This window comes from Gracilimonas sediminicola, assembly GCF_024320785.1.
In the GTDB taxonomy this organism is placed as follows: domain Bacteria; phylum Bacteroidota; class Rhodothermia; order Balneolales; family Balneolaceae; genus Gracilimonas; species Gracilimonas sediminicola.
On record NZ_JANDBC010000001.1, the window covers coordinates 939325 to 963861 of the forward strand.

The following is a 24537-nucleotide window of genomic DNA, read 5'->3' on the forward strand; positions in this document are numbered from 1 at the left end:
CTCATTAAGAATTTAAATATTTAAAGCACTTTGAATTACAAAGTAGTTGGGTAAATTTTTTTGGTTAACGGATTTAACTGTTTTTCTGGGCTTTTATAATTTCTTCCATCACGTTCAGGTAGTCATCGAATGCTTTTTTTCCGTCCGGTGTCATGGAGTACTTAGTGTTTGGTTTGTTATCGATAAAGGATTTTTCCACTTCAATGAACCCCTCCTTTTCCAGCTTCTTAATGTGTGTGGCAAGGTTGCCGTCGGTTACATCCAAGAACTCCTTCAGCGCACTGAAATCGAGCGAATCGTTAACCGCCAGGGCCGACATAATCCCCAGCCTGACCCTGCTCTCGAATGCTTTATGTAAATCATCAAAAGATACGTTCACTGCTAATCACCGCTCGTAGCTGAAATACATGTAAATTCCATACATCATATGAACTGCACCAAAGCCCACTGCCCACAACAGCAAGCCATATTCAACAAACCAGGCGCTTACCAATCCCAATGCGATCTGCACAAAGCCCATAATTCTCACTTCCGGGATGGTGTACCGCCCGGCATTTACCAAAGCAAGTCCATAGAACAATAACATCAGCGAGGCGAGAAGACCAATAAGTCCTTTTGCGAGGAGCACTAAAATTAATACCCCTCCTGCAGCCAAAGGAATAGCCATGCTGCTCAAAAGTCTTCGGGAGGTGGCATTCCATATATTTTCTCCGTTTCCATCTGCTTTTCGTTTGGAGAAGTAAATGGCCGTCACCAAGGCCAGCACTAAAATCCCAATGGCCAGCCAGACTACGTTTGCCAAATTCGGGGATGCATAAAAAAGCTCATCCGGATTAAATTCCAATAAGTTGTGAGCAATGTAAGCCCCGGCTAAGGCATACAAGCCGGCCATGATCCCCGCCCAGCCGGAAAGTGATAAAAACTTAGAAGACCGCTCCATCATCGAGCGTATCTCCGCAATGTCCTTGATATAATCTTGCTCTTCTTTCATACAAAGTACTTTTTATTTAAAAGTAGATGAAAAAAATCAGTTCTGCAAGAGGGATGGAAAATTTTTTAGTATGATTTATGAGGCACCACCTACTAAGGTGTAACCCCGGCATAACGGATACCGGTAAGACGATGCATCTCGTAATCATAAGTGGAAAGATCGTTTTTATTAAAGCCACTCACTTTTTCGTGGCCGCAAGCCCGGGCTATAACTTTGACCAATTCGCTGGATGCTTCAAAATAATTCTGCAGCTGGCTGGCTGATTGATCTATGATGAGTCTTTTTCTCAAGCCTTCTTTCTGAGTAGCTATCCCGACCGGGCAGTTATTGGAGTCACAGGCCCTCATACCCAGGCATCCAATTGCCTGAAGTGCTGCATTTGAAACTGCAACGGCGTCTGCCCCGAGCATCATCGCTTTAGCAAAGTCTTCGGCTACCCTTAATCCCCCCGTAATAATCAGCGTTACATCACTGGCTCCGGATGTATCCAGATGTTTACGGGCCCGGGCCAGCGCAGGAATGGTGGGCACATTGATATTATCGCGCAAAACCGTGGGTGCTGAACCGGTCCCGCCCCCTCTTCCATCCAGGATGATATAGTCCACTCCTACTTCCAGAGCAAAATCAAGGTCGGACTCAACATGACTGGCTGCAATCTTAAAACCCACTGGAATACCTCCAGTTTTCTTGCGAACCTCATCTGCAAATCCTTTGAAGTCTTCAACAGTTTTTAAGTCGGGAAAAGCTGCCGGTGAAACAGCCGTTTCACCTTCCTCTAACCCTCTTACCTCAGCAATTTCTTCCGTTACTTTATCTCCCGGCAGATGTCCTCCCGTTCCGGTTTTTGCCCCCTGCCCTCCTTTAAAATGAAATGCCTGAGCTTTTTGAACTTTTTCCCAAGAGAAACCGAATTTACCGGATGCCAACTCATAAAAATATTTGGAGTTATTGGCCTGTTCTTCGGGTAGCATACCTCCTTCACCACTGCAGATTCCTGTACCTGCAAGCTCTGCTCCTTTGGAAAGAGCAATCTTTGCTTCTCGGGATAATGCTCCGAAACTCATATCAGATACAAATAACGGAATTTTCAGTTTTAGCGGTTTTTTTGCCTGAAGTCCAATTACAACCGTAGTGTCCACTTCCTCTTCATCCATGAGCGGTCTGGTTGCGAGCTGAGCCGGCAGAAACTGGATATTCTCCCATTTGGGCAGGGTGTTTCGATCTACCCCCATAGCAGCAGAAGGACCATGGTGTCCATAATTCTTCAGCCCGTTTTGGGCGAGCTCTTTAATATAACCGGTATAGGGTTCGGTATCCTCTGGGTGCGTATCTGCGTACTGGCCAAGGTATTCATCCCTGTTAAAGGGCTGAGGATGTTCCTCAAGGTATTCATTGATTTCCGCTTCATCTACCCATACATATCCATCTTTGATTTCAGCTGTAAATTTATGAAGCACCTCCTCATTATTATATTCCGAAACGCCTGTATCGTATCGGTAGTCCCACCCATGAACACCACAAATAATGTTACCACCTTCAATATAACCGTCGGCCATAAGCGCTCCCCGGTGCAAACATCTGCCATACAGTACCGAAATTTTGCCATCATACTTTATTGTCACAAGGTCTAGCCCATTTAGCAGGCTATGTACAGGTTTTCGGTCTTCAAGATCATCAATTGCATGAAGTTTAGTCATTTGTCTTTCCTTATTATGAAGCCTTTTCAGGCAGATTATCTTTTAATTCCTACTGCTGACAACGAGATGCGTGTGTACTAAATAGTATTTAACGAAAGCCAATGTGATAAAATCCGGAAAAGATTCAAAGAAAATAAGGCCGGGAGTAAGACGACTGCCTTGTCACATTATCATTTCTATTGATTGATAGCAGGGTCAAACGGCCTTACAGGCAGGCATCCATCAGAATGGTTTTATCAAAATTACCCTCAGCTACCAATAGTATAAAACTCAATGCGAAAAAAATATTGACAAAACAAAAAACCCTGCTCACATAAATGAGCAGGGTTTGTAAAGGTCAGGTTTAAAAAGGTGATTTATTTAATCAGCATCATCTTGCGAGTTTGCACATACTTACCGGCCACAATACGGTAGAGATACATACCGGAAGCCAGTCGGGAGGCATCGAAATTGACTTGATGCCAGCCGGCCCGCTGCCGTTCTCCGTTCACCAGTGTGGCTACTTTACGGCCCAGCATATCGAATACTTCAAGGCGGACCTCACTGCTTTGCGGTACGCCATAGCGAATTATGGTAGTTGGGTTAAACGGGTTCGGGTAGTTTTGATGCAATTTGAAGTCCTCCGGAATCTGAGCCATAAGTTCAGCTGAAGTTATAAAATTCGGGTCGGTGCGTACTTCCAGGGTATCCAGCGACACGATGTTCTCGTTGTTAGCCACCTGGATGGCTACAAAGAAAGTATCCGCTTCGGCTCTGGTAGTAATCGAAAGCTCGCCGCTGGCATTATCAAAGCCAACCGTTTCGGCAGTATCTGATACGATACCGAAGCTGAATTGCAGTTGCTCATTCGGCGTGGTCGCATCACTCACATACTCCCAGAGGTTCAGAATACGGGTGTCTTCGGTAGCTATCTCAAACGGATTAGGCAAGTCGGAGAACACCGGTTTGTCATTCACGCCCTGCTGCCCACCCCAGGCAACGGAAATGTTATTGGCCTCACGCATAGCTTTCATGGCGTTTGCCCCGGCTTCATTGAGTTCTATATCACCGATATCGATACTCACACTGTCCTGCAGATCCAGCTTGGCCCATTCTACGAACATCTTGCTGGCGTTTTCTGAGTTCATTCCTGAGCCAGTCATAAATCCTGATATGCTTTCACTGGCTGTTGTTTTAACCTTTCCGAGACTATATGGATCGTCATCACATGGAGCACCATAGCCAAACTCAACCTGTCTGCCATCCGGGAATTCATATAACTCATATCCTCCAAAACAGACTACGTTGACAGGATCAAACCCGCTTAAGTCCTGATTGAATGAAGCCGCCCCATAAAACATATTTTTCATTTCCCGGGTCTCGGATACATCCCACGCTTCTCCTGTTTTATTATTTAGTTTGCCATTAAAGGATTTCGCTCCCCTAAACATGCCAGACATGCTATTAACATTTGAAACATCCCATGATAATGAGTTATCAAACATTTTTTGGCTTCCACCAGTAGCTACTTTACTTGAACTGCTTCCGGGAGCATAACCGTTATTAAAGCGGTATGCATTTACAAACATCGCATTCATATTGGTTACTGATTCCGTGTTCCAAGAACTTAGATCCTGATTGAACTGGGAAGACGCAAACATAAACGCCATATTCGTCACATTCGATACATCCCATTTGTCCAGAGGTTGATTAAACCTGGTTGCAGTGAACCGGATATTTACCCGACGTGTAGCAGCAAACATGCTGTACATATTGGTTACTGATGAGACATCCCAATCGTTTAAGGGCTTGTTAAAAGAAACGGCTCCAAAAAACATGTTCATCATATTTGTAACCTTTGACACATTCCAGTCGCCGAGCTCCTGGTTGAAGGCCCTGTTCCCATAAAACATGTTATACATACTCGTAACATTAGAAACATCCCAGTCCCCGATAGGCTGATCAAAGGCAGCTGTCGCAGCAAACATCCCTGTCATATCGGTAACGGATGAAACATCCCAATCACCTATAGGTTGGTTAAACCTCAATGCGCGGTGGAACATGGAATCCATTTGTGTCACTGAAGAAACATCCCAACTGCTTATATCCTGATTAAAGGAAGTTAGTCCATCAAATAACTTACGCATGTCCGTGATGCCGGTTGTCACACTTGTTTCAAGGTCCGCGTTGTTTGAATCTTCAAGTAATAAGCTATCCAGCCCACTGCGATCTCTAAGCGTAAAGGTTGTGTTCTCGCCTTCAACTTCGAGTACATCGCTTTCATCTACCTGTGTTCCCGGGTAGGCCTTGATGGTAACCCCATTTTCTGCGAAATAGAACTTACCGCCGTATGTATTTTCATAAATAATAGCTTGAACTCCTTCTTCACTTGACCCTGTTATGAAAAGATCTAAATCTCCATCATTGTCGAGGTCGTTCACGTTCAGATGACTGTAATACATATTTTTAAGATCTATGCCAAGAGGTGAATAGGTATATGATCCATCGTTGATAAACACGTCAGTATATCCTGAGACAAGTGTAGTGGCAGTTTCTTTTGAAATCATACCGGAGACCATGATATCCAAATCACCATCACCATCGATATCAGTTAGTTTTGAATAACCAGCTTCTGCAAATATATCAAACTCTATCCAATTGACTTGGCTGTTCAAAAGGGTAAAAGAACCATCTCCGTTGTTTTTATAACGGTAGGAGACTAACTGCGCTGAAGTATCGATACCAGCAAGTAACAAGTCTCGGATGCCATCTTGATTGACATCAACCAATTGTATATCGCCTTTCAATACACCCTTAAGCTGAGCTTCTAAAAGTGTAAAGGCACCTGATCCGTCATTCTCATAGATGTTCGTTAACAATTCGCTTTTATTATTGCTTCCAGTTACGATAAGGTCCAGGTCACCATCTCCATCGATGTCTCCCCAGGTTGTCGCCCCCAGAATTAATCCTGTATCACTCAATTGGTTAGCCGTAAAGGAATCATCGCCCAAATTACGGTAAACCGTTGTTGTCGTACTGTCATTCTCATTGTTACCTGTCAATACAAGATCCAGGTCACCATCTCCATCCATATCTCCCCAGGATGATGTTCCACCAAATACTCCTTCCAAATTAGTTGCTTCCAGGGCTGTGAAGCCGCTTGGTGTATTCTTATAGATTAATGCGTTTGGAGTACCATTTTCTTCCTGCCCTGTCATGATGATATCCAGATCTCCATCACCGTCCATATCACCAAATTCAGAGGAGCCATAGTACAAACCAACCAGATCACTTGTGCTCTCGGTAAAATGACCTACTCCATCATTAAGGTAAATCGAAGATATAAATGAGTTATCGCCATCTACACCAGAAATGAAGAGGTCATCGTCGCCATCTGCATCTACATCTCCAAAACTGGAAGTTGACAAACCAACACCAGCCACCGATGCATTCAGGCTATCTAACCTTACATTACCTTCTTTAACGATCACGGAAAATGTCTTTGCTAAAGTAGCTGTTCCTTTTTCATTGGTAACGCTGACCTGATATTTTCCTCCCGTCATATTTACCGGCAGATCAATAGTCAAAAGCGTTGTTCCTGCAACTGATTTGGGAACTACAGAGGTACCTGAAGTTTCTCCAACTTTTGTTAACATAACTGAATGTTCGGAGGGCGATTTGCTAAACCCGGAGCCATACAGAACAATCTCTGTACCTGGAACAGCACTCATTGGGGTTGATAGAGATAATGAAAGAGGAGCGGTAATGGCTTCATCTTTGCCCGGGATTGGGCTCTGAGGATTAGCCTGCAAATATGGATAACTCACCGAATCTCCTGTTACAATTGCCCAGATGTTTTCAAAATCAAAGCCTGCATTTGCAAAAGTAAGAGAGTCTTTCATCGCACCAGTGGAAACATCCGTAGTTTGCTCACCACTTGTGTTCCAGTAGGCGTTGGACTCTACGTCTGAAAGTGTGCCTGCAAAGTAATTATGGGTTTGGGTTGCTCCATTAAAGCCAACAATACCGCCTTCAAAAGTACTTCCTGATACTGTTGCCAGTGAATAACTGTCAGAAATTGTACCTCCATCAGTTACACTACCTACAATACCACCAGCTCTTTCGCCTGAAACTGATCCGGTTGAATAGCTTTTGCTAATGAATGTATTTTCATCGCCATACGATTCAATATCACCGGAAATACCACCAACATCGGTTCCGGTAACTGTTCCCACAAAAGAACTTTCTATAATAGATCCATCATTCCATAACGCTCCGGCTATACCCCCTGCGGTTGGCCCGGAAACTGTACCAGTTACATGTACATTAGATACCGTTCCGCCTGATACATATCCTATAGGACCTACTGTGGTACCTCGTAAATTGACCTCTTCAAGCTTAAGGTTGCGAACAGTTCCCGAATGCGCACCGATCAAGCCTACATATTCTTGTTGCGCCGTGCTGTTAATGTACAATCCGGTAATGGTATGATTGTCTCCATCCAGACTTCCAAGAAACCATACAGATTCGCCTCTAGTAATCGGAATCCAACCCTCTCCTTCATTGTATGGAGCTACATCAAGGTTGATATCATTTATCAGTTTAAAATGGCCATCTAAATTATAGGGTTGTTCGGAATACACATCTCTCATTACATTCAGCTGATCTGCCGTGGAGATCAGGTACGGATCAGCTTCCGTTCCGGAACCTCCTTCAAATGGATTTGCTTTCACATATCCACTGGTTATGGTATCACCATACGCCGTTCCATCAAACGGGACCACTTCCACTCGCAGGTCGGTAAAATTATCCGTACTGATAATGATGTATAAAGAGTCTGTTGCTCCATCTATTTTTGCTTCAGAAGAGCTCCCGTACTCACCATACACTTTTCTATACCACTGGAAGCTGGCTCCGGCATTGTCATCGCCATCTGCATCTTCAAAATCATAGGTAGCCGCAATGGTTTCTCCTGTTTTAGGATAGCCGGAAATGGCTGCATTGCTGGCAACAGGTGCTCTGTTACCCTGATTAATAGTGATGGTAAATCCTATTTCATAACTATCTTCTCCCCCATTATCTGTACCTCCATCATCAATTACTTTAACGCTAACTACAGCGACTCCGGTTGTATCCGGTAAAGGAGTAAATGTTAATGTACCCGCGTATTCGTAACCACCTGAATATCCAGTACCAGCAATTACGATCTCTGGTTGGACCTCAAACAAACTTGAATCCTCAGTACTAACAGCATATTCCAATGGCTTCTGACCGGATTCATTAGAAGGGCCTGGCTCAAAATATGCTATAAAAAGAGCCTGTGAAAATAACCCTGAAGTATTTAGCACAACAGGGTTTCCATAGGTAATTTTAGCATATGGTGCGTCATTCACAGGGTTTACTGTGATTAGAAATGTTTTTACCGTTTGATCGGTACCACCATTTCCTGTACCGCCGTCGTCACTCAGTGTTACCGTAACGGTAGCCGTGCCACTACTATCGGACGAAGCCGTGTAGTTAAGAGTTCCTGTGTTAAGATCAATGGATGGCTGAGCTGAGAATAAGGCTTCATTATCCGTCTCAACAGCTAAATTTAAAACCTGCGCAGACTCGTCTGCTGCTCCTTTAGAACTAACCGTCAAAAAGTTTTCTACTGTTTGTTCACCAGCGTCCTCGTTTGAAGATTGGTCTCCGGCTAAAGTAAATACAGGACCATCATTCACCGGGTTCACGGTAATAGTAAAACTATGTTGTACGGTCAACCCTTCACTGTCTTCAGCCTGAATAGTGATATCTGTCGACCCATTAGCATTCGATTGCAAAAGAAAGCCCAAGATATCCTGAGTATTGTCAACCGAGGTGAGCACTAACGAAGTATTGGTATTTGATACCAATGAGTACGTCAAATCCGCATCATTATCTTCGTTATCACTAAATACATCGGTGAAATTGATGGGGTCTACAGAGCTATCCTCGTTTACCGAAAAGTCAGCAACAGCATTTGTCACAACCGGAGCTGTATTCCCTACAAATGCCTTAAGAGAAGGATACCCGCTCATCGCCCAGATATCTGTAAAGTCCCAGCCGGCATCTGTGAAGGTACTTTGTGTTTGCATTTCGGTGGTTGTTTGACCGGTAATACCGGTGGTGCTGCCAATACCGGTTGCAGCCGCCTGACCACTAGTCTGGGTATCCCAAAAAGAATTACTAGCTGCGGCAAAGCTGTTTTTTTGACCAATAAAACCCCCTACATTTGAACTACCTGTAACCGCACCTGTGGAATAACTGTTGCTTACCGTACCGCTGTTATAGTTTCCGGCAAAGCCCCCCACGTTTGTATCACCACTTACAGAACCGGTGGCATAACTATTTTCCACATTGTCGTAGCTAAAACCAATCAATCCACCCACGTTATTGGCCGTTCCGGTGGCATCACTGGTGGAGTAACTTTCAGATATCGTGCCCAGGCTATGAAGCCCAACCAAACCTCCAATGTCCTGCGTACCATCTACCGTACCTGCCGAGTAGCTTTGCGTTATACTGGAATTGTTTAGCCCAACAAGTCCCCCTACAATGGCTGATCCATCCACATCTCCATCGGCATAACTACCTGAAATGGTTCCATTATTCTCACCGGCCAGTCCCCCGGTATTTCCACCTCCGGTAATTGAAAGTTGTTCTAAACCAATATTTTTGACTGATCCGCCATCACCAATAACGGCAAACAGTCCTGCATAATCTTCTGTTGAGCGGTTAACAGTCAATCCTGTAATTACAAATCCTTGTCCATCAAAACTTCCGGTAAAGGGGGAATCGCCTCCAATGGGTACAAATCCTGCTCCTGAGTTCCAGGTAGAGGTCGCAGATGCATCCAAGTCATTGTTCAATACAAAATGTAAAGAAGGGCCGTCTTTCAGTGCTTGCAGCTGCTGAAGTGTTGCCACCTGGTATGGGTCGGCTTCACTTCCGGTACCTCCGGCAAAGCTAACCGCAGGTGTTGTTGGCTCAGCTGCAACAGGACCCTGAAGTGCACTTTCCTCTTGAGTACCTGCATCGGTGCCATCACTTGGGATCACCGAAAAACTAATGTATTTACCTTCATCAGCGCTTGTCAACGTGTAGGTAGCTGCATCGGCTGTCGGAATTGGAGTCTTTCCGCTCCCTGCTCCATCATCACTACGGTTCCATGTATATACAGAGCCACTTTCAGGATCACTATCGGCATCGCTATAATCATAGGAACCGGTTAATATTGATCCCACTTCCAAAGTACCTGAAAAAGAAACATTACTTGCCACAGGTGGTGTATTCCCCCCACCGCCAGAGCTTGAGCCTACCGGTCCTTCCAGCATACTTTCTGCCGGCATACCGGTGTCCGTGCCGTTAGAAGGAGTCACTTCAAAACTAATATATTTACCATCATCGGCCACTACCAGGGTGTATAGAGTATCTGTAGCCCCGGTAATTGCCGTCCATCCGCTACCAAATTCGTCATCAGCCCGGTACCACTGGTAGGTTGACCCATCTTCAGGAAAGCCATCCGGGTCGTTGTATTCATAACTGCCGGTAAGGGTTTCGCCGACTTCCAGGGTTCCGCTGATCTCAACAAAATCAGCAATTGGCCCGGATGGCGGAGGCCCGAACTGGGCAAAAGCCGGGTTCACCCCGATGATTAACAAAAAAAGTATAGATTTAAATGCCAACGTAATAGCGGTTTTCATAGTCCTGGTATTAGGAGTTGATGGTGTGTAAAATGAGTGCAAGGTCAAACAGCTTATCTTTAGTGACATAGCCTTTGACCTTGAGTTCTTCTGATTTGGTTCTGAATATGTGATTGTCGTGACTGGTCACAATCACCACGTTTGCGGCGGAATCCAGCTGGTTTATTTTCTTTGTGGCTTCAAAACCGGACATAGTGCCCAGCTCGATATCCATAAGTACACAATCGGGTTTCAGGAGCTCATATTGAGCTACCGCCTGTTCCCCGGTTTCACATTCTGTGACCCGTGTAGATGCGCCTTTAAAAACACAAACTAAATTCCTTAGCATGCGACGCATATCCGCATGGTCGTCCACAATCATTATGTTCATTGATAGAATTATTTCTATGAGAAAGGATGTACCCCGATAAGCCAAAAATCCGGTATGCACCCCAGCATCGCTAAAACTGCATTTTAAGAACACCTATATCAATGGGAAGAGCTACTCATTCGTATAGGTACAACTACCCAAATATGCTTAACGAAGTATAGAAACCGGGTTTTTATAACTTCGATGCGTGTTCTACCGCGTATTTAAGAAGAGCATGAGTTCCACTGAGGCCCAGTTTGTTACAAATGTTGTTGCGGTGATTCTGAATAGTTTTAATGCTAACGTTATTCTCATCGGCAATTTCCTGGCTGGTTTTCATCTCAGCCAGTTGCTTTATGATGTTTTTTTCGGTTTTTGTCAACGAATTGAGACCATCCTTATCACTTGCCGGGGCTACAAGTTTACTATTTCTCCTGATGAGAAATTCAGATATGGCGGGACTGAGGTAGTGTTTTCCACTGAGTACCGTTTGAACGCACTGAATGATTTCCGAAACCGTGTTTTCTTTGAGTACATAACCTTTCACGCCAATATCCATGGCTTTGTTGAAAAGAGACTCATCTTTGTACATGGTCAGAAAAATGATGTCGATGGATATGCCTTCATGATACACCTGTTTAGCTACTTCAAAGCCTGTCAGCTCCGGCATTTCAATATCGAGTATGGCAATTTGAGGGCTTTGCGTGCGAATAAGATCCAAAGCCTCCTTCCCGTTTTCGGCAGTTATAATTTCAAAATCTTCATGGCCTTCCAAAACCTGCTGAAGTCCATTCCTCATCAGAGGATGGTCATCAGCTATCAACGTTTTTACGACATTGCCCATTCTTTAACCGGTATAACTATTGTGATTGTAGTTCCTTCCGTCTTCCCCGAATCAATCGATAAGGTACCCCCGAGAGTTTCAACCCGTTCATTCATCCCTGACAAACCAAGCCCACCTGCATTTAATTTATCGTCAGGATCAAATCCAGCACCATTATCCCATATCATAGCTTTTAATCCGGGTTCTGCCCTTCGGATAATTACAGATGCTTCCGAAGCTTTTGAATGTTTAAAAATATTGGTTATCCCTTCCTGAATAACTCTGTAGAAGTTGATTTCTTTGTCTTTGGATATCACCTCATCAATATCGTCCACATGGTAACTCCATTCTATAGAAGAGGAGTCCTGAACCTGACTGCATAAATTGTTCAAAGCTTCAGTGAGTCCAAATTTCTCAAGGTGAACCGGACGTAATCCATGAGAAATAGACCGGACGTCCTCAATAGAGGTAACCGCACTTTGCATAATTTCATCAAGCTGTTCGTCCAGTTCCGCAGGTTGATCAACAAATTTTCGAGCAAGCTCTGCCCTGTTTTTTATAACTAAAATTTGCTGGCCAAGACTATCGTGTAGTTCAGATGCAATCCGCTTTCTTTCCTGCTCCTCCGATTCAATAAGCTGTTCGGTAAAGCGCTTTTGTCGTGCATTCTGTCTTTTCAGCTGCTCTATTCTCAAATAATAGACAAGGCCACCAGCACCAGCTACCAATAGCCCCATTAACGTATAAAACCATGTAGTTTGCCAGAAAGGTGGTACAACCGTAATGGCTAATGAAGCTCCCTCCATATTCCAAACTCCATCGCTATTACCGGCAATCACTCTAAACGTATAATTGCCGGGCGGGATCTTTGAGTAGAGTGCTTCTCTTCGATTTCCTACCTCGATCCAATCATCATTCAAACCTTCCATTTTATACCGGAACTCCACCTTTCCAGGTTCTGAAAAGCTTATAGCTGTATATAAAATTTCCAAATATGAAGTGTTGTAGGATAGTGATATACCAGAAGAAAGCTCAACAGGCCCCTCATCTGTATTTAGCTTTTCGATATAAACCCGCGGCGACACCTCATTTTTCCTGACTAACCCGGGGTTTACCACAGCTACGCCGGCTACGGTAGGAAAATAAATACGACCTAAAGAATCGGTAAAAGTACTTGGCTGAAATCCCCCGTTTGTTTCAGCAGAATTCATGCCATCAGCTGCTCCGTAAGAATTGGATGGTATGTGATCAATTTCACCGTCTAAAAAGCCATTCAAGTCGCTTCTCTTAACACTCGATATGCCACGATTACTGCCCATCCAAAAATTACCTTCCCCATCTTCAACTATATGAGAGATAATATTGTCGTACAAACCATCCTCTTCAGTAATATTTAAAACCTTATTACCGTCCACCCTGTAAAGTCCATTCCCATATGTTCCTACCCAGATGTAGCCATTGCCATCTTCAAAAATTGCGCGAACCGGTGGTTGTTTTTCTTGAAAAGAGCCCGGTTCATTACTCAATAATTCAATTTTTTTCATTTCCCCGCCATCGATTCTGTTTAAGCCGGCCCTTGTACCAATCCACATTCTTCCACGGCTATCTTCAAATATCGTTCGGACACTATTGTAGTAAAGCCCGTCTTCTCTTGTCAGATTCTTAAAATAATCTCCCTTGTAAACAAAAACCCCATCATCAGTGAGCACCCAAATTTGACCCTTTGTATCTTCTGATATTCCAAAAACTCTACCTGCAGTGAATCCATCTTCATCACCAAAAGTTATAGCCGGTCCTTCCAAAGTCGGGAGATAACGTAAATCATTTGAACCAATCCAAATTCTTTCTTTTGTATCCTGATATACTGCCCAGTTACATTTTCCTTCGAATATTTCGTTTAAATTTGGATAGGTAGCTTTGAGTCCGTCCCAATAGTAAATACCCCCGCAATTAGTTGCAAAAAGAGCTTTTCCATCGTTTAATTGAGCCAGAGAAAGCATTTTCTCATTATTTAAGCCCTGATCTATGTCGATCATATGAATTGGAGTTGACCGGAGTTTAAATAATCCATCTCCGTCTGTCCCAAACCAATAATTCCCTTCGTTATCCTTTAAAACACTCCGATAAATAACATTCAGCTGCCCGGGAATCGGAGTCATTTGCCTGAATTTATCTTCTTCCCAAATAAGGATGTCGCCGGGGAAATTAATGATGAGTTTCTCTTCATCAAATCTCTCAAACCGAACAAAATTATTGTTGCTTGCCCCGTTTTCTGTATTAAATACCTGACGGGAATTTCCATTTTGAATGAGTACCCCATTATCAACCGTTCCGATGAACAGCTGGCCTGAGTGTTTTGGGTATTCAATAACTTCTATATATCCAAGATGGGCATTCTTTTCCTCATTCTCGTAATCCTCTATCTGAATAACGCTGTCGCCTGCCGTCTTCACAATTTTATACTCGTATGCAAGCCAAATACCTAAACTATCATTCTTGATTACTTCGGCTAAATCGGAATCAACAATTAGTTCTTTCTTTTCAAATTCAGTTCCTGTAAAACGATAGGTATCTCCATACGCAGTCGCCCAGAGCACTCCCCTCTCATCTTCGTTTAACTCAATCCGGCTGCCTCCTTGCTTTCCAAAATCATACGTTTCTATCTTGCCGCCTATATACCGCTGTACATACCCCAAATCACCTTCCAGAAATAACCAAATCCCCCCCTTCCGGTCTTCAAATAATTCGAGAATACGCTCAGTCGCCAATCCTTTTAAGTTAGACTTATTGAATACCGTAAATGAATTGCCATCAAAACGCACCAATCCCCCATAGGTAGCCATCCATAGGTAACCATCTTTAGTTTGAATGATATCATTTACTGAACTTTGAGGAAGGCCTTCGTTAAGTCCAAATTGGGTAACAACATAATTGGGTGACTCTGCACTTTGGGAGAGTGCCTGAGACCCCATTACTAAAAAAATTACTATCGATAAGAAACCAGTTGCTGCTATGCCCTTCATACAATAAAATGATATTGTCGAAAATACACAGCTGTTGATGATTAACAAACATAAACCCTTATCATTGGCAAAATTTAATCCCCCTCAGTTTCACTATTAACCGATTTTTGATTTGTCGGGTAGCTTAAACACTATTCCACCACATCTTCATCATAACTCTTCATGGCTTGAAGGAAGCAAAAGGTGGCCAACACCCCACATACCGTAAATACCAACAGCAGTGCTTTCGAAGGTCCATAAACACCGGTAAAAATATGATCGATCATCCATCCGGTTACGGGAGGACCAATTCCAAAACCTACGATGCTCACGACAAACAAATAGACCGCGCTGGCCATCCCACGCATGTCGGATTTCACGAAATATTGGATGAGCGCAGCGGCCACACCGTTGTAGGAAGAGGATATGACATTGGCAAATCCCACCAACAAGAATGCCACCAAAGCCGACTCGGCCATCAACCCGAAATAATAGAATGGGAGTCCACCCAGGGCTGCTACTATTCCCATCACAAAACGCTTTTCAGCTCCCCATTTTTTCGCAAAGTAATCGGCCAGCCAGCCGGATGCATTTACACTAACCCCGGTTGCAAACATAAACCAGCCGTATTGAGAAATTAGTGAAGGCATTTCAAAAGTATCATTAAGCACAGTCCCGATAAAAGCGAGAATGGTGTATCCGCTGAGTGCCAGAAGGGAAAATCCCGCCAGATGATAACGCACCGTTTTCTTTTGGAGAATGAATTTCAGCACGCTGAAGAATTGCAAGGCCGAACGCTCACTTTTGCCTGATTTACGTTTCGGCTCACGAATCAACAAAAAGCCAATGACTACTAAAACCAGTCCCGGCCAGCCTACAGTTTTCATGGCTACCCGCCAGTCGTAGAGTTCAGCAACAGAACCGCCAATCAGGAATGAAAGTCCTACCCCTACAAATATCCCGGATGCATATAATGAGAATACCCGTGCCCTTTTTTCGGGCGGGAAGTAATCGGCCAGCAACGAATATACGGCCGGACTTAATGCCGACTGACTCACCCCTACAAAAAACCGGGCCGTAACCAGAAACAGGAACGAGCTGGCAAATCCGCTGGCCACCGTCATCAGGCTCCAAATTAATAAACCTGTCAGAATGATTCGCTTACGGGAAAACTGATCAGCAAACCACCCCATGAATATTCCGCAGATGGCATAAATCAGGGAAAAAGCCGGTCCGTACAACACCCCGATTTGCGTGTTGCTGAAGCCAAGGTCATCACGGATGGCCGTTCCCAACACGGCCACAATCTGCCGGTCCACAAAGCTGGAGATATAGATAAGGGATAGTAACCCCAACACCAGCCAGGCATAGAATTTGGGAGATTTAGCTTCGAGCGTTTCATATATGAATTTCATGGCCCCAAAGATAACACCCAACAAGGAACATTCAACATTGAGCGTTTAACCGTTAATTCATCATGGTAATCTCTTTAACCTGTAAATCAGGGTTCAAGTCTCTTCTTTATAGAACACGGATGAGTGGATAGGGCTGACGTTCGCTGATAAAATCCAATCATGGTAATCCTAAAATCCCACAAATCAAGGTTCAACAACTGTGTTATGAACCTTGATTTGAAGGATGACGGGATTTACTTGATGAGCAACGATTGCCGACACAACCAATTCTTCTTTAACATCGAGGCTATTTCAGATTCCGGCTCAGGGCCGGAATGATGACAATGGTGTTAATGAATGAAGAAAGGCCGATATCCTAAACATAGTCCGCGAATATCATCCCTACCTGTTTCATCCGCGTTCTATTCCTCACCTTGTTAATGGCAAACACTCCTTCTTACCTGCCTATGTCAATCAAAAAAACTTTCAATAAAACTATCACATAAAGGGTGCAGAATGTTTATTTTTAAGGTTCACAAAATTTTGATTTAACCCTCTACTCAATCACAATGATGAAAGTTGGAATTCTGGGCGCTACAGGCGCTGTTGGCCAAAAATTTATTCGCTTGCTTCAGGGGCACCCCTGGTTCGAAATCGAGGCACTGGGTGCTTCGGAACGTTCGGCCGGAAAGAAGTATAAAGATGCTGCCAACTGGATTGAAGATGTGGTATTGCCCGAGCACATCAAAGACACCATCGTCAAAAATTGTGAACCCGGCGAATTTAGTAACGTGGATTTTGTGTTTTCCGGGCTGGATTCATCCGTTGCCGGTGATATCGAAAAAGCTTTTGCAGAAGCCGGGATTCCGGTCATTTCTAATGCAAAAAACTACCGGCAGGACCCAACGGTTCCGCTGCTGATACCGGAAATCAACCCGGATCATACCGACCTTATTAAAACCCAGTCGTTTAGTAAAGATGGGAAGGGCTGGATTGTGACCAACCCGAATTGTGTGGCCGTGCCGTTATCGCTGGCGCTAAAACCATTGTTTGATTCATTTGGAATTGAAGCTCTTATCCTTACCACCATGCAGGCGGTTTCAGGAGCCGGGTATCCCGGTGTAGCCAGCCTGGATATTCTTGGTAACGTGGTTCCTTTTATTTCCGGAGAAGAGCCTAAGGTTGGACCTGAAACACGAAAATTATTAAGCACACTGAACGAAGACTCCCTATCACTTCCGGATTTTGACGTACAGGCTACTGCAACCCGTGTCCCGTCCATCAACGGACATATGATTTCAGCTACCGTGAAGCTGGAAAATCCTCCGGCTGATTTGGAGGAGCTGAAAAAAGCCTACCAAAACTACCGGAATCCTGTTGCCGAATTGGGTCTGCCTTTCTCACCGAAAGCACTCTACAACCTTCACGACAATGAGTATTACCCACAACCCCGCCTCCATGCAGATTGGGAGAATGGGATGCAGCTGCATTTAGGGCGATTGAGAAAGGCCGATGTATTTGATGTCAGCTTTGTGGCTATGGCTCACAACACCATTCGTGGTGCGGCCGGCGGTGCCATTTTAAATGCGGAATTGCTAACCAAAAAAGGATATTTAAAATAAATCTCAAGCTCCAAATCCCAATTTACAATTAATTGATCATTGGATTTGGTACTTGGTACTTGGTGCTTGGAATTTATTCCCCTTCCATATCCCCGAGGCGTTTCTGCGACATATACAGGTTTATTTTGGTGGAAAACCGGATCGCTTCGTTCTTGTCGTTTCGTTTGATATTCAATTTAATCTTTCCCTGCTCGCTGCCCGGCAATGGTTCAAAAAACGCCCATTGGTTGGCTTCGATAATTAATTTGCCTCCGGTAAAAAACAGGAGTCCTTTCTTATACTGTATCTTTTTGATGTGGTCGAGCTGTATGGAAAACTTGCTCAGGTTACTCAATCCGTTCCCCATCATATCATACACTTTGTACTCAAATAGCAGCTCTCCATCCAGGAAGCTCAGAATTCCCTTTACCTCCTTAACCTCCACTTTTACATCTTCGGTTTCATACATCGAATAGTTAAAAGGAATGCTCATGGTTTAATCTTCCAGCTCGTTTAGTTTTTGTTCGGAAAGCTTCAGGTTCAGATTGGATGAGATGCTGGCTGCTACATTTCGGTGCTTCCTTTTTACTTTTAATACGCGTTCAGTTAATTCCTTACCCGGCAAATCCCCAAAAGATGATGCCCTTTTACCATGCAAAATCAGCTTCCCGCTAAACCATCCCTTTTTATACTCCAGCATATCCAGCTCCGATAGCGGTATGGTTTCAGTCCGAAGTTCAGACTGATAGGCCTCAACCACAGCGTCTTTTTTCTGGAATTCAAACACCAGATTCTCTCCTTCCACGCGCAGAATTCCCTCCACTTTCATGAATCCGCCGTTTAAATTTTCGATAGAAAAAGGAAGACTTCGCATATGCGTTACTGATTTTTAATGATTTAGGTGTGTTTTAAAAAACTTCTAAAAAAGTACAAAAAATCTGTAAGGAGTGCGCGTTTCATCGCTCTAACTAAACAGCTAACAAAAGAGAAAACTAATCATTGCCTTGAGAATGACACAACATTCTCAATGTCCTTCCAGGGGTAAAAGGTGGAACATCCTTTTACCCTATTTTTTTACCGGGAATATTTTTTCCTGCAAGTCATTAAACAATTGTTTTAATTGGCTAAATAAATATTCGGGAGCATGAGGGTACTTTTACTTATGATATTGTGGGGATTGCCCTGTATCATTTTGGGGCAGTCGGCAAACTTTGAAGATGACTTTTCCGATCAGGATATTTCTGACTGGTCCGGAGATACCGGGAATTTCATCTTTACAGAAGAAAGCGGAAATACCCTGCTTCAGCAAAATGCTCCCGGTGCCGGCGTTTCTTACCTGAGCATTCCCTCCACCAATACCATCGGCTACTGGGAGTTCTTCGTTCGCTTTGACGGATTCGGCCCTTCTAACGGTAACAAAGCCGAAATCTACCTGATGAGCGACAATCAGGATCTCACATCTTCTCTGAACGGATACAAACTAAGGGGTGGCGAAAATGGCAGCGCCGATGTATTCAGGCTATTCAGAATCACCAGTGGCAGTGAAGCAACGGAGGTACTTACCGGAACTACCGATATCAGTTCCGGCGGTGATTATCGGGTAAAAGTAACCCGCGATGCGTCCGGAAACTGGACGCTTGAAGTCGCTGAGGGTTATGCCGGCGTGCTTTCCGTGGAAGACACCGGAGCCGACAACACCTATACTTCCACCTCCTATTTCGGATTTAAGAACACATATTCTTCAACCCGTTCTGACCTGTTTTACTACGACTTCAAAATTGACATTCCCCCTGTTGAAGTTACTTCCGTTTCTTTGGTCAGTGATATCGAAATAGATGTCATATTTTCCCGGGATATTGATTTTTCCTCCGTTCAAACCTCCGATTTTGTTTTGAATCCCGGCGGAATAACTCCTCAATCTGTGAGTCAGCAAAGTGGCGATACCACACGCATTACGTTTTCTTCAGCCATTTCCAGCGGACCAAACTCCCTTACTATTTCCGGTATTGAGGACAACGCCAATGAAACCACCTTAGCCGATACCACCTTCTCGTTTTTTGTGTATGATGGTTACCAAACCGGGGATGTAATCGTCAATGAGTTCATGAAGGACCCGCCGCCGGGCACAGCCGAATATCTGGAACTTCGAAATACTTCTTCCCGATTTTTAAATCTGAGGAACTGGCAGCTTGGAGATAATAACTCACTCAGTACCATTTCTTTTTCAAATTTTACTCTGCAGCCCGATAGTTTTGTAGTGGTATCATCCGATACTTCCGCCTTAAATACGTATTATGGTGATGCGGTATATCTTCAGGCTTCTCTCCCGGCCTTCAATAATGGCGGAGACCAAATTCGGCTTTTTGATGAATCCGGCAGCCTTATCGATTCCCTGCAATATGATGATGACTGGGGAGGGGAAGATGTGTCACTGGAACGCAGAAGCTCAACGGTTTCCTCTGTTTATAAAGAGAACTGGGGAGACAGCCCGAGCGCAGATTTCGGAACGCCGGGATTTCCCAACCAGGTTCAGCCCGACAACACACCGCCCTTTATTTCATCGCTGGAGGTGGAAGACAGCCAGACGTTATTATTGGTCATTTCTGAACGCGCAGAAGCTTCCTCAGCGCAAGACCTAAACAACTACTCCTTAAGCCAAAACCCGAAGGCAGGTGTAGTAACACCGCCCATTCCCGGAATATCTTCCATTCAGCAAATAGCGCCGGATTCGTTGCGTATTTCTCTGGATACCGAACTTCAGGAATACGATGGCAGCTGGACATTAGCGGTCAGCAACCTCACCGATATTTTTGGGAATAGTACTGATCGTGAAACGGACTTCAATTACTATGTGATTTTTTCTGCCGAGCCCAATCAGGTGGTGATTAATGAGTTTATGTATGATCCCGGTGACGGATTTTCGGAGTTTGTGGAGCTTTACAACCATTCGGACAGTTCATTCAACCTCCAAAACTGGACATTCAGTGACAATACCGGCGATGATGAAGTACTCACCACAAACAGCTTTGTTCTTCCCGCTGGCAAATATGTTGTTCTGGCTCCTGATAGTCTTTTAGCCGTTTCCTTTCCAAACATTTCGCTTATTGATATGGGAAGTCGTTTTTCATCCCTGAACAACAGCTCCGATGCCATCGTCATCAAAAACCAAAATGGACTGGTTATTGACTCCCTGAGTTATGAAGACAATTGGGGTGGTGAAGAAATCTCCCTGGAAAGAAGAACGGAAACGGTGACCGGAATTTACCGGGAAAACTGGGGCGATTCTCCTTCTGAGAACATGGCCACACCCGGCAGGGAAAATGAAATCCCGGCAGATTCATCCCCTCCACAAATAAACGATGTTTTCCTTACTTCTGAAGATGCCATCCGTGTTATCTACTCAGAGAGAATTATTGCACAAGCGGCTACAGACACAGAAAACTACGATCTCTCTGCCGAATCTTCCTTTACCGGAGCCGTCCCGGGCATTCAATCAGCCATACTCTTTCCACCGGACACGGTATTGCTTCAGTTTGATAACGTTTTGGAGAGTGACCCTTCCGGCACCAACTATCAACTCGACATCTCCGGTCAATCCGATGTATTTGGTAATGTATCGTCTTCCCTGAGTTCCTCATTTTTCCTGATTGAATATGCACATCCTGATTCGGGAGCAGTAGCCATCAGCGAATTTATGTACGACCCCGCTGAAGGGTTTTCAGAATTCTTGGAATTGGTGAACCGCACCGACAGCGCCTTTAACCTGAAACAGTGGACCTTTAATGACAACACGGGAAACAGGCGAAGGATCTCAGATACCACCTATACCTTCCCTCCCAACTCCTACCTGGTGCTTACCCCCGACAGTACCCTGCTTGAATCTTATCCCGGCATTCCTGCTCTCGTCATCGGCAGCCGGTTTTCTTCTCTTAATAATTCCACCGATGCCATCGTAATCCGAGACGCATCCGGGACACTTCTGGATTCCCTTACTTACACCTCCAGCTGGGGCGGAGACGAAGTTTCTGTTGAACGAAGGTCGTTCGGTTTCGCTGCAACTTTTAAAGAAAACTGGGGCACTTCTCCTGCCGTTGATGGAGCCACACCCGGACTTCCCAATCAAATCCCGGAAGATGAGAAGCCTCCCGAAATTCAATCGTTGTCAGTTGTAAATGACAGCACGCTTCAGCTTATTTTTAACGAACGGGTGCAGCCGGTGCCGGCCACTAATCCCGAAAATTACGATTTCTCCGCCGTTTCAAATGCTACCGGTAATTCAGTCAGCCCTGATTCATTTAACTACCTTGCACCTGACACGGTAATCATCTCTTTCCCTGCTAAGATCCCCAAGGAAGAAACCGGAACTACCTATCAGCTCAGGGTTGGCAATCAAATGGATGTGTTTGGAAATACCTCCGGGGATTTGGTAGCTGAATTTTTCCTTATCGACCTGGCCGAAGCCGGAAGGGGTGATGTAGTTGTAAACGAGTTTCTGTATGAACCGGAAGAAGATTACACAGAGTTTATTGAATTGTATAATCCAACCAACAAAAACTACGACCTGCGTAACTGGACGGTGAATGACAATACGGGAAATCGCAGGGAAATGACCTCTTCCGGCCTTGAACTCACCCTTAACTCTTACCTGATTCTTGCCCCGGACAGTTCCTTTCTCGAACTTTTCCCGAACCGGCCAACTATCATCCTTGGCAGCCGGTTTCCTTCATTAAATAATAGCACCGATGCCATTGTAATCCGCAACGCTGCCGGGGAATTGATCGACTCTTTAACCTATACATCCGACTGGGGTGGAGAAGGAGTTTCGCTGGAGCGCAGAAGTCCCGATTTCCCGTCGATTTATAAAGAAAACTGGGGCGACTCACCTGCCGAAGTAAAAGCCACCCCGGGGCTTGCTAACGAGATTGAACAGGATAATGAAGCACCTGTACTTGAGAGTGCGTTCATCACTTCGGCGGATTCCATTCGGATGATTTTTGATGAACGGATTGATTCTGCGTTGGCCACAGATATTTCCAACTATTCCATCTCTTCACCTTTATCAATTGCTGAAGTAGCAAACTATGGTGGGAACCTGGTGACCTTGGTTCTGAGCACTTCTTTATCCAGTGGCGACTCGTTCACCATTTCTGTTCAGAACCAACAGGATATTTTTGGGAACGCCATGACTTCAGCCTCGGCAGATTTGGAGTACACGGTTTTTTCTCCGGTTACCCGAAGGGATGTCATTATAAACGAAATTCTATACCGCAGGGCGAGTGCCGAATCAGCAGAGTTTGTCGAGCTCTACAACCGAACGGGCAATAATTTCAACCTAACCGGCTGGACTTTTTCTGATGCCACCGGTTCCGCCACTATTCCGGAAGGAACCATTATCAAAAGTAATGAATATGTGGTGCTTACCGATTCTGAAGATTTTGCCACAGGCAGCGGCAGCGCTCTTGCCAAAGCTATAGCAAATGGGAAAGTGGTTTATCTTTCAGGATTTCCTTCCCTGAATGATGATGAAGATGCCGTAGTCATCAAAGACGAAAACGGGATGATTGTTGACAGTTTGTTTTACAAGGAAACCTGGGGAGGAAATGAACCCGGCATTTCATTGGAGCGAAAAGATCCTGAATCGGCATCGAACGATGCCGGCAACTGGGCTTCCAATACTTCTGAATCAGGCAGCAGCGCCGGTGCACAAAGTTCGATCTATCAACCCGACCAAACCCCACCTGAAATTGTATTCGCCAAACTGCAGACTGACGGTAAAATCTATGTGGCATTTTCAGAATTTGTTCGCTCCTCCGGTACGGGTCCAATAACTGTAAATGATGAGCCCGCCACCATCACTGAATACAATGAAGAAAATGCGAATATCCTCATCATTGGGGATGTTGCCTACCCAACCGGAGAGCCTTTGACCGTTGCCTTTGGGCAGGCAACTGATTTCCGGGGTAATACGTCCGGGGAGCTGGCAATTGAAGTGTCTCAGCCTCTTTCCAAAGGCAATGTGGTGATTAATGAAATTCTGTTCGACCCTCTGGCTAATTCTGATGACAACCTCCCCGATCAAACCGAATATGTGGAATTCTACAATCGGGCGAATTATGCCGTTTCTCTGGAAGGGTTTTTTATTCATGATAAACCGGACGAGAATAACGAGATCCGGTCTGTGCATCCTTTCTCTTCTGAGTTCCGATGGATTCCGGCTGGCGGAACCGTTGTGTTTTATGCTGAAGATCAAACCCCGGTTTTCAGTGAAAGTCGGCTGGCCGAATATTTTGAGCTGGAAGGTGAAGGTGAATTGTTCTTTATCCGGGCTGATCGGACGAATTTAAGCCTGGCTTCTTCCGGAGATGCCATTTACCTGGCAGACAGTACCGGGACAACCATCGACTCGGTGTTTTATGATGAAAGCTGGCACAACCCGAATTTATATGATGTTGACGGTGTGGCCCTGGAACGTATTGATCCTGTCGGGCCAAGTAATGATGCAACCAACTGGAGCTCAAGCACCGCTGTAAGTGGCGGAACACCGGGGCAGCAAAACTCCATCTTTCAGCAAGCCGGAGCCGGCCCGGATGATGCCGGTATCACCTTCTCCCCAAATCCCTTTTCTCCCGATGACGATGGTTTTGAAGATAACTTGTTCATTAACTATAAACTGGAAGAACCGGACTACCTGTTACGTGTCCGCATTTTTGATCGTTATGGGCGGGAAGTCCGCAAGCTGGCTGATGGCAAACAAGCTGGCTTTGAAGGCTCCCTGATTTGGGATGGGTTAAAAGACAACGGCTCAAAAAACCGGGTGGGTATTTATATCGTCCTTTTTGAAGCCTACAATAGTGCTGAAGGAAAGAATAAGACGTTTAAGAAGACGGTGGTGTTAGCAAAGAAATTCTAAATGATGAATTTTGAATGTTAAATTGGGCTTGAGCAAGCTCAATTTAAATGATATTAATGTAGTGACTTGA

12 protein-coding genes are annotated in these 24537 nt (G+C 44.6%); 2 read left to right on the plus strand and 10 right to left on the minus strand.

Annotation, left to right across the window (positions count from 1 at the left end):
- Nucleotides 1–73 precede the first annotated feature (73 nt).
- From NM125_RS04295 to NM125_RS04330, 8 genes are all read right to left on the minus strand, one after another.
- On the minus strand, nt 74–379 hold the full coding sequence (locus NM125_RS04295; RefSeq protein ID WP_255133205.1) for a winged helix-turn-helix domain-containing protein: 306 nt from the start codon (nt 377–379) through the stop codon (nt 74–76).
- A 6-nt stretch (nt 380–385) separates the two neighbouring features.
- The gene (locus NM125_RS04300; protein WP_255133207.1) at nt 386–991 is read right to left on the minus strand and encodes a hypothetical protein; all 606 of its coding nucleotides are present in this window, start codon (nt 989–991) and stop codon (nt 386–388) included.
- 92 nt (nt 992–1083) lie between these two features.
- Nucleotides 1084–2688 carry a glutamate synthase-related protein gene (locus NM125_RS04305; protein ID WP_255133209.1) on the minus strand — a complete coding sequence of 535 codons (1605 nt, stop codon included), beginning with the start codon at nt 2686–2688 and terminating at the stop codon, nt 1084–1086.
- A gap of 356 nt (nt 2689–3044) precedes the next feature.
- A complete protein-coding gene (locus NM125_RS04310) occupies nt 3045–10388 on the minus strand; it encodes a BspA family leucine-rich repeat surface protein (RefSeq protein ID WP_255133211.1) in 7344 nt (2447 codons plus the stop codon).
- A 10-nt stretch (nt 10389–10398) separates the two neighbouring features.
- Nucleotides 10399–10758, minus strand: a complete 360-nt coding sequence (locus tag NM125_RS04315) for a response regulator (protein ID WP_255133213.1) — start codon at nt 10756–10758, stop codon at nt 10399–10401.
- A 172-nt stretch (nt 10759–10930) separates the two neighbouring features.
- Nucleotides 10931–11581 carry a response regulator transcription factor gene (locus NM125_RS04320; protein ID WP_255133215.1) on the minus strand — a complete coding sequence of 217 codons (651 nt, stop codon included), beginning with the start codon at nt 11579–11581 and terminating at the stop codon, nt 10931–10933.
- Complete coding sequence (locus tag NM125_RS04325) at nt 11566–14583, minus strand: sensor histidine kinase (RefSeq protein ID WP_255133217.1); 3018 nt, start codon at nt 14581–14583, stop codon at nt 11566–11568. Before NM125_RS04325 ends, NM125_RS04320 begins: the two co-directional genes overlap by 16 nt.
- Before the next feature lie 131 nt (nt 14584–14714).
- Nucleotides 14715–15977, minus strand: coding sequence for a spinster family MFS transporter (locus tag NM125_RS04330; protein ID WP_255133219.1), 1263 nt, complete (start codon nt 15975–15977; stop codon nt 14715–14717).
- A gap of 548 nt (nt 15978–16525) precedes the next feature.
- Between NM125_RS04330 and asd the strand changes: the two genes are divergently transcribed.
- Nucleotides 16526–17578 (plus strand): aspartate-semialdehyde dehydrogenase, encoded by a 1053-nt coding sequence (asd, locus tag NM125_RS04335; protein WP_255133221.1) that lies wholly within the window; start codon nt 16526–16528, stop codon nt 17576–17578.
- 73 nt (nt 17579–17651) lie between these two features.
- Here asd and NM125_RS04340 read toward each other — a convergent pair whose 3' ends face one another.
- Together NM125_RS04340 and NM125_RS04345 are read right to left on the minus strand one after the other, a co-directional pair.
- Nucleotides 17652–18050, minus strand: coding sequence for a hypothetical protein (locus tag NM125_RS04340; protein ID WP_255133223.1), 399 nt, complete (start codon nt 18048–18050; stop codon nt 17652–17654).
- A 3-nt stretch (nt 18051–18053) separates the two neighbouring features.
- Nucleotides 18054–18431 (minus strand): hypothetical protein, encoded by a 378-nt coding sequence (locus NM125_RS04345; protein WP_255133225.1) that lies wholly within the window; start codon nt 18429–18431, stop codon nt 18054–18056.
- A 270-nt stretch (nt 18432–18701) separates the two neighbouring features.
- On the opposite strand from NM125_RS04345, the gene NM125_RS04350 reads away from it, so the two are divergent.
- On the plus strand, nt 18702–24467 hold the full coding sequence (locus NM125_RS04350) for a lamin tail domain-containing protein (RefSeq protein WP_255133226.1): 5766 nt from the start codon (nt 18702–18704) through the stop codon (nt 24465–24467).
- The last annotated feature ends 70 nt before the right edge of the window (nt 24468–24537 follow it).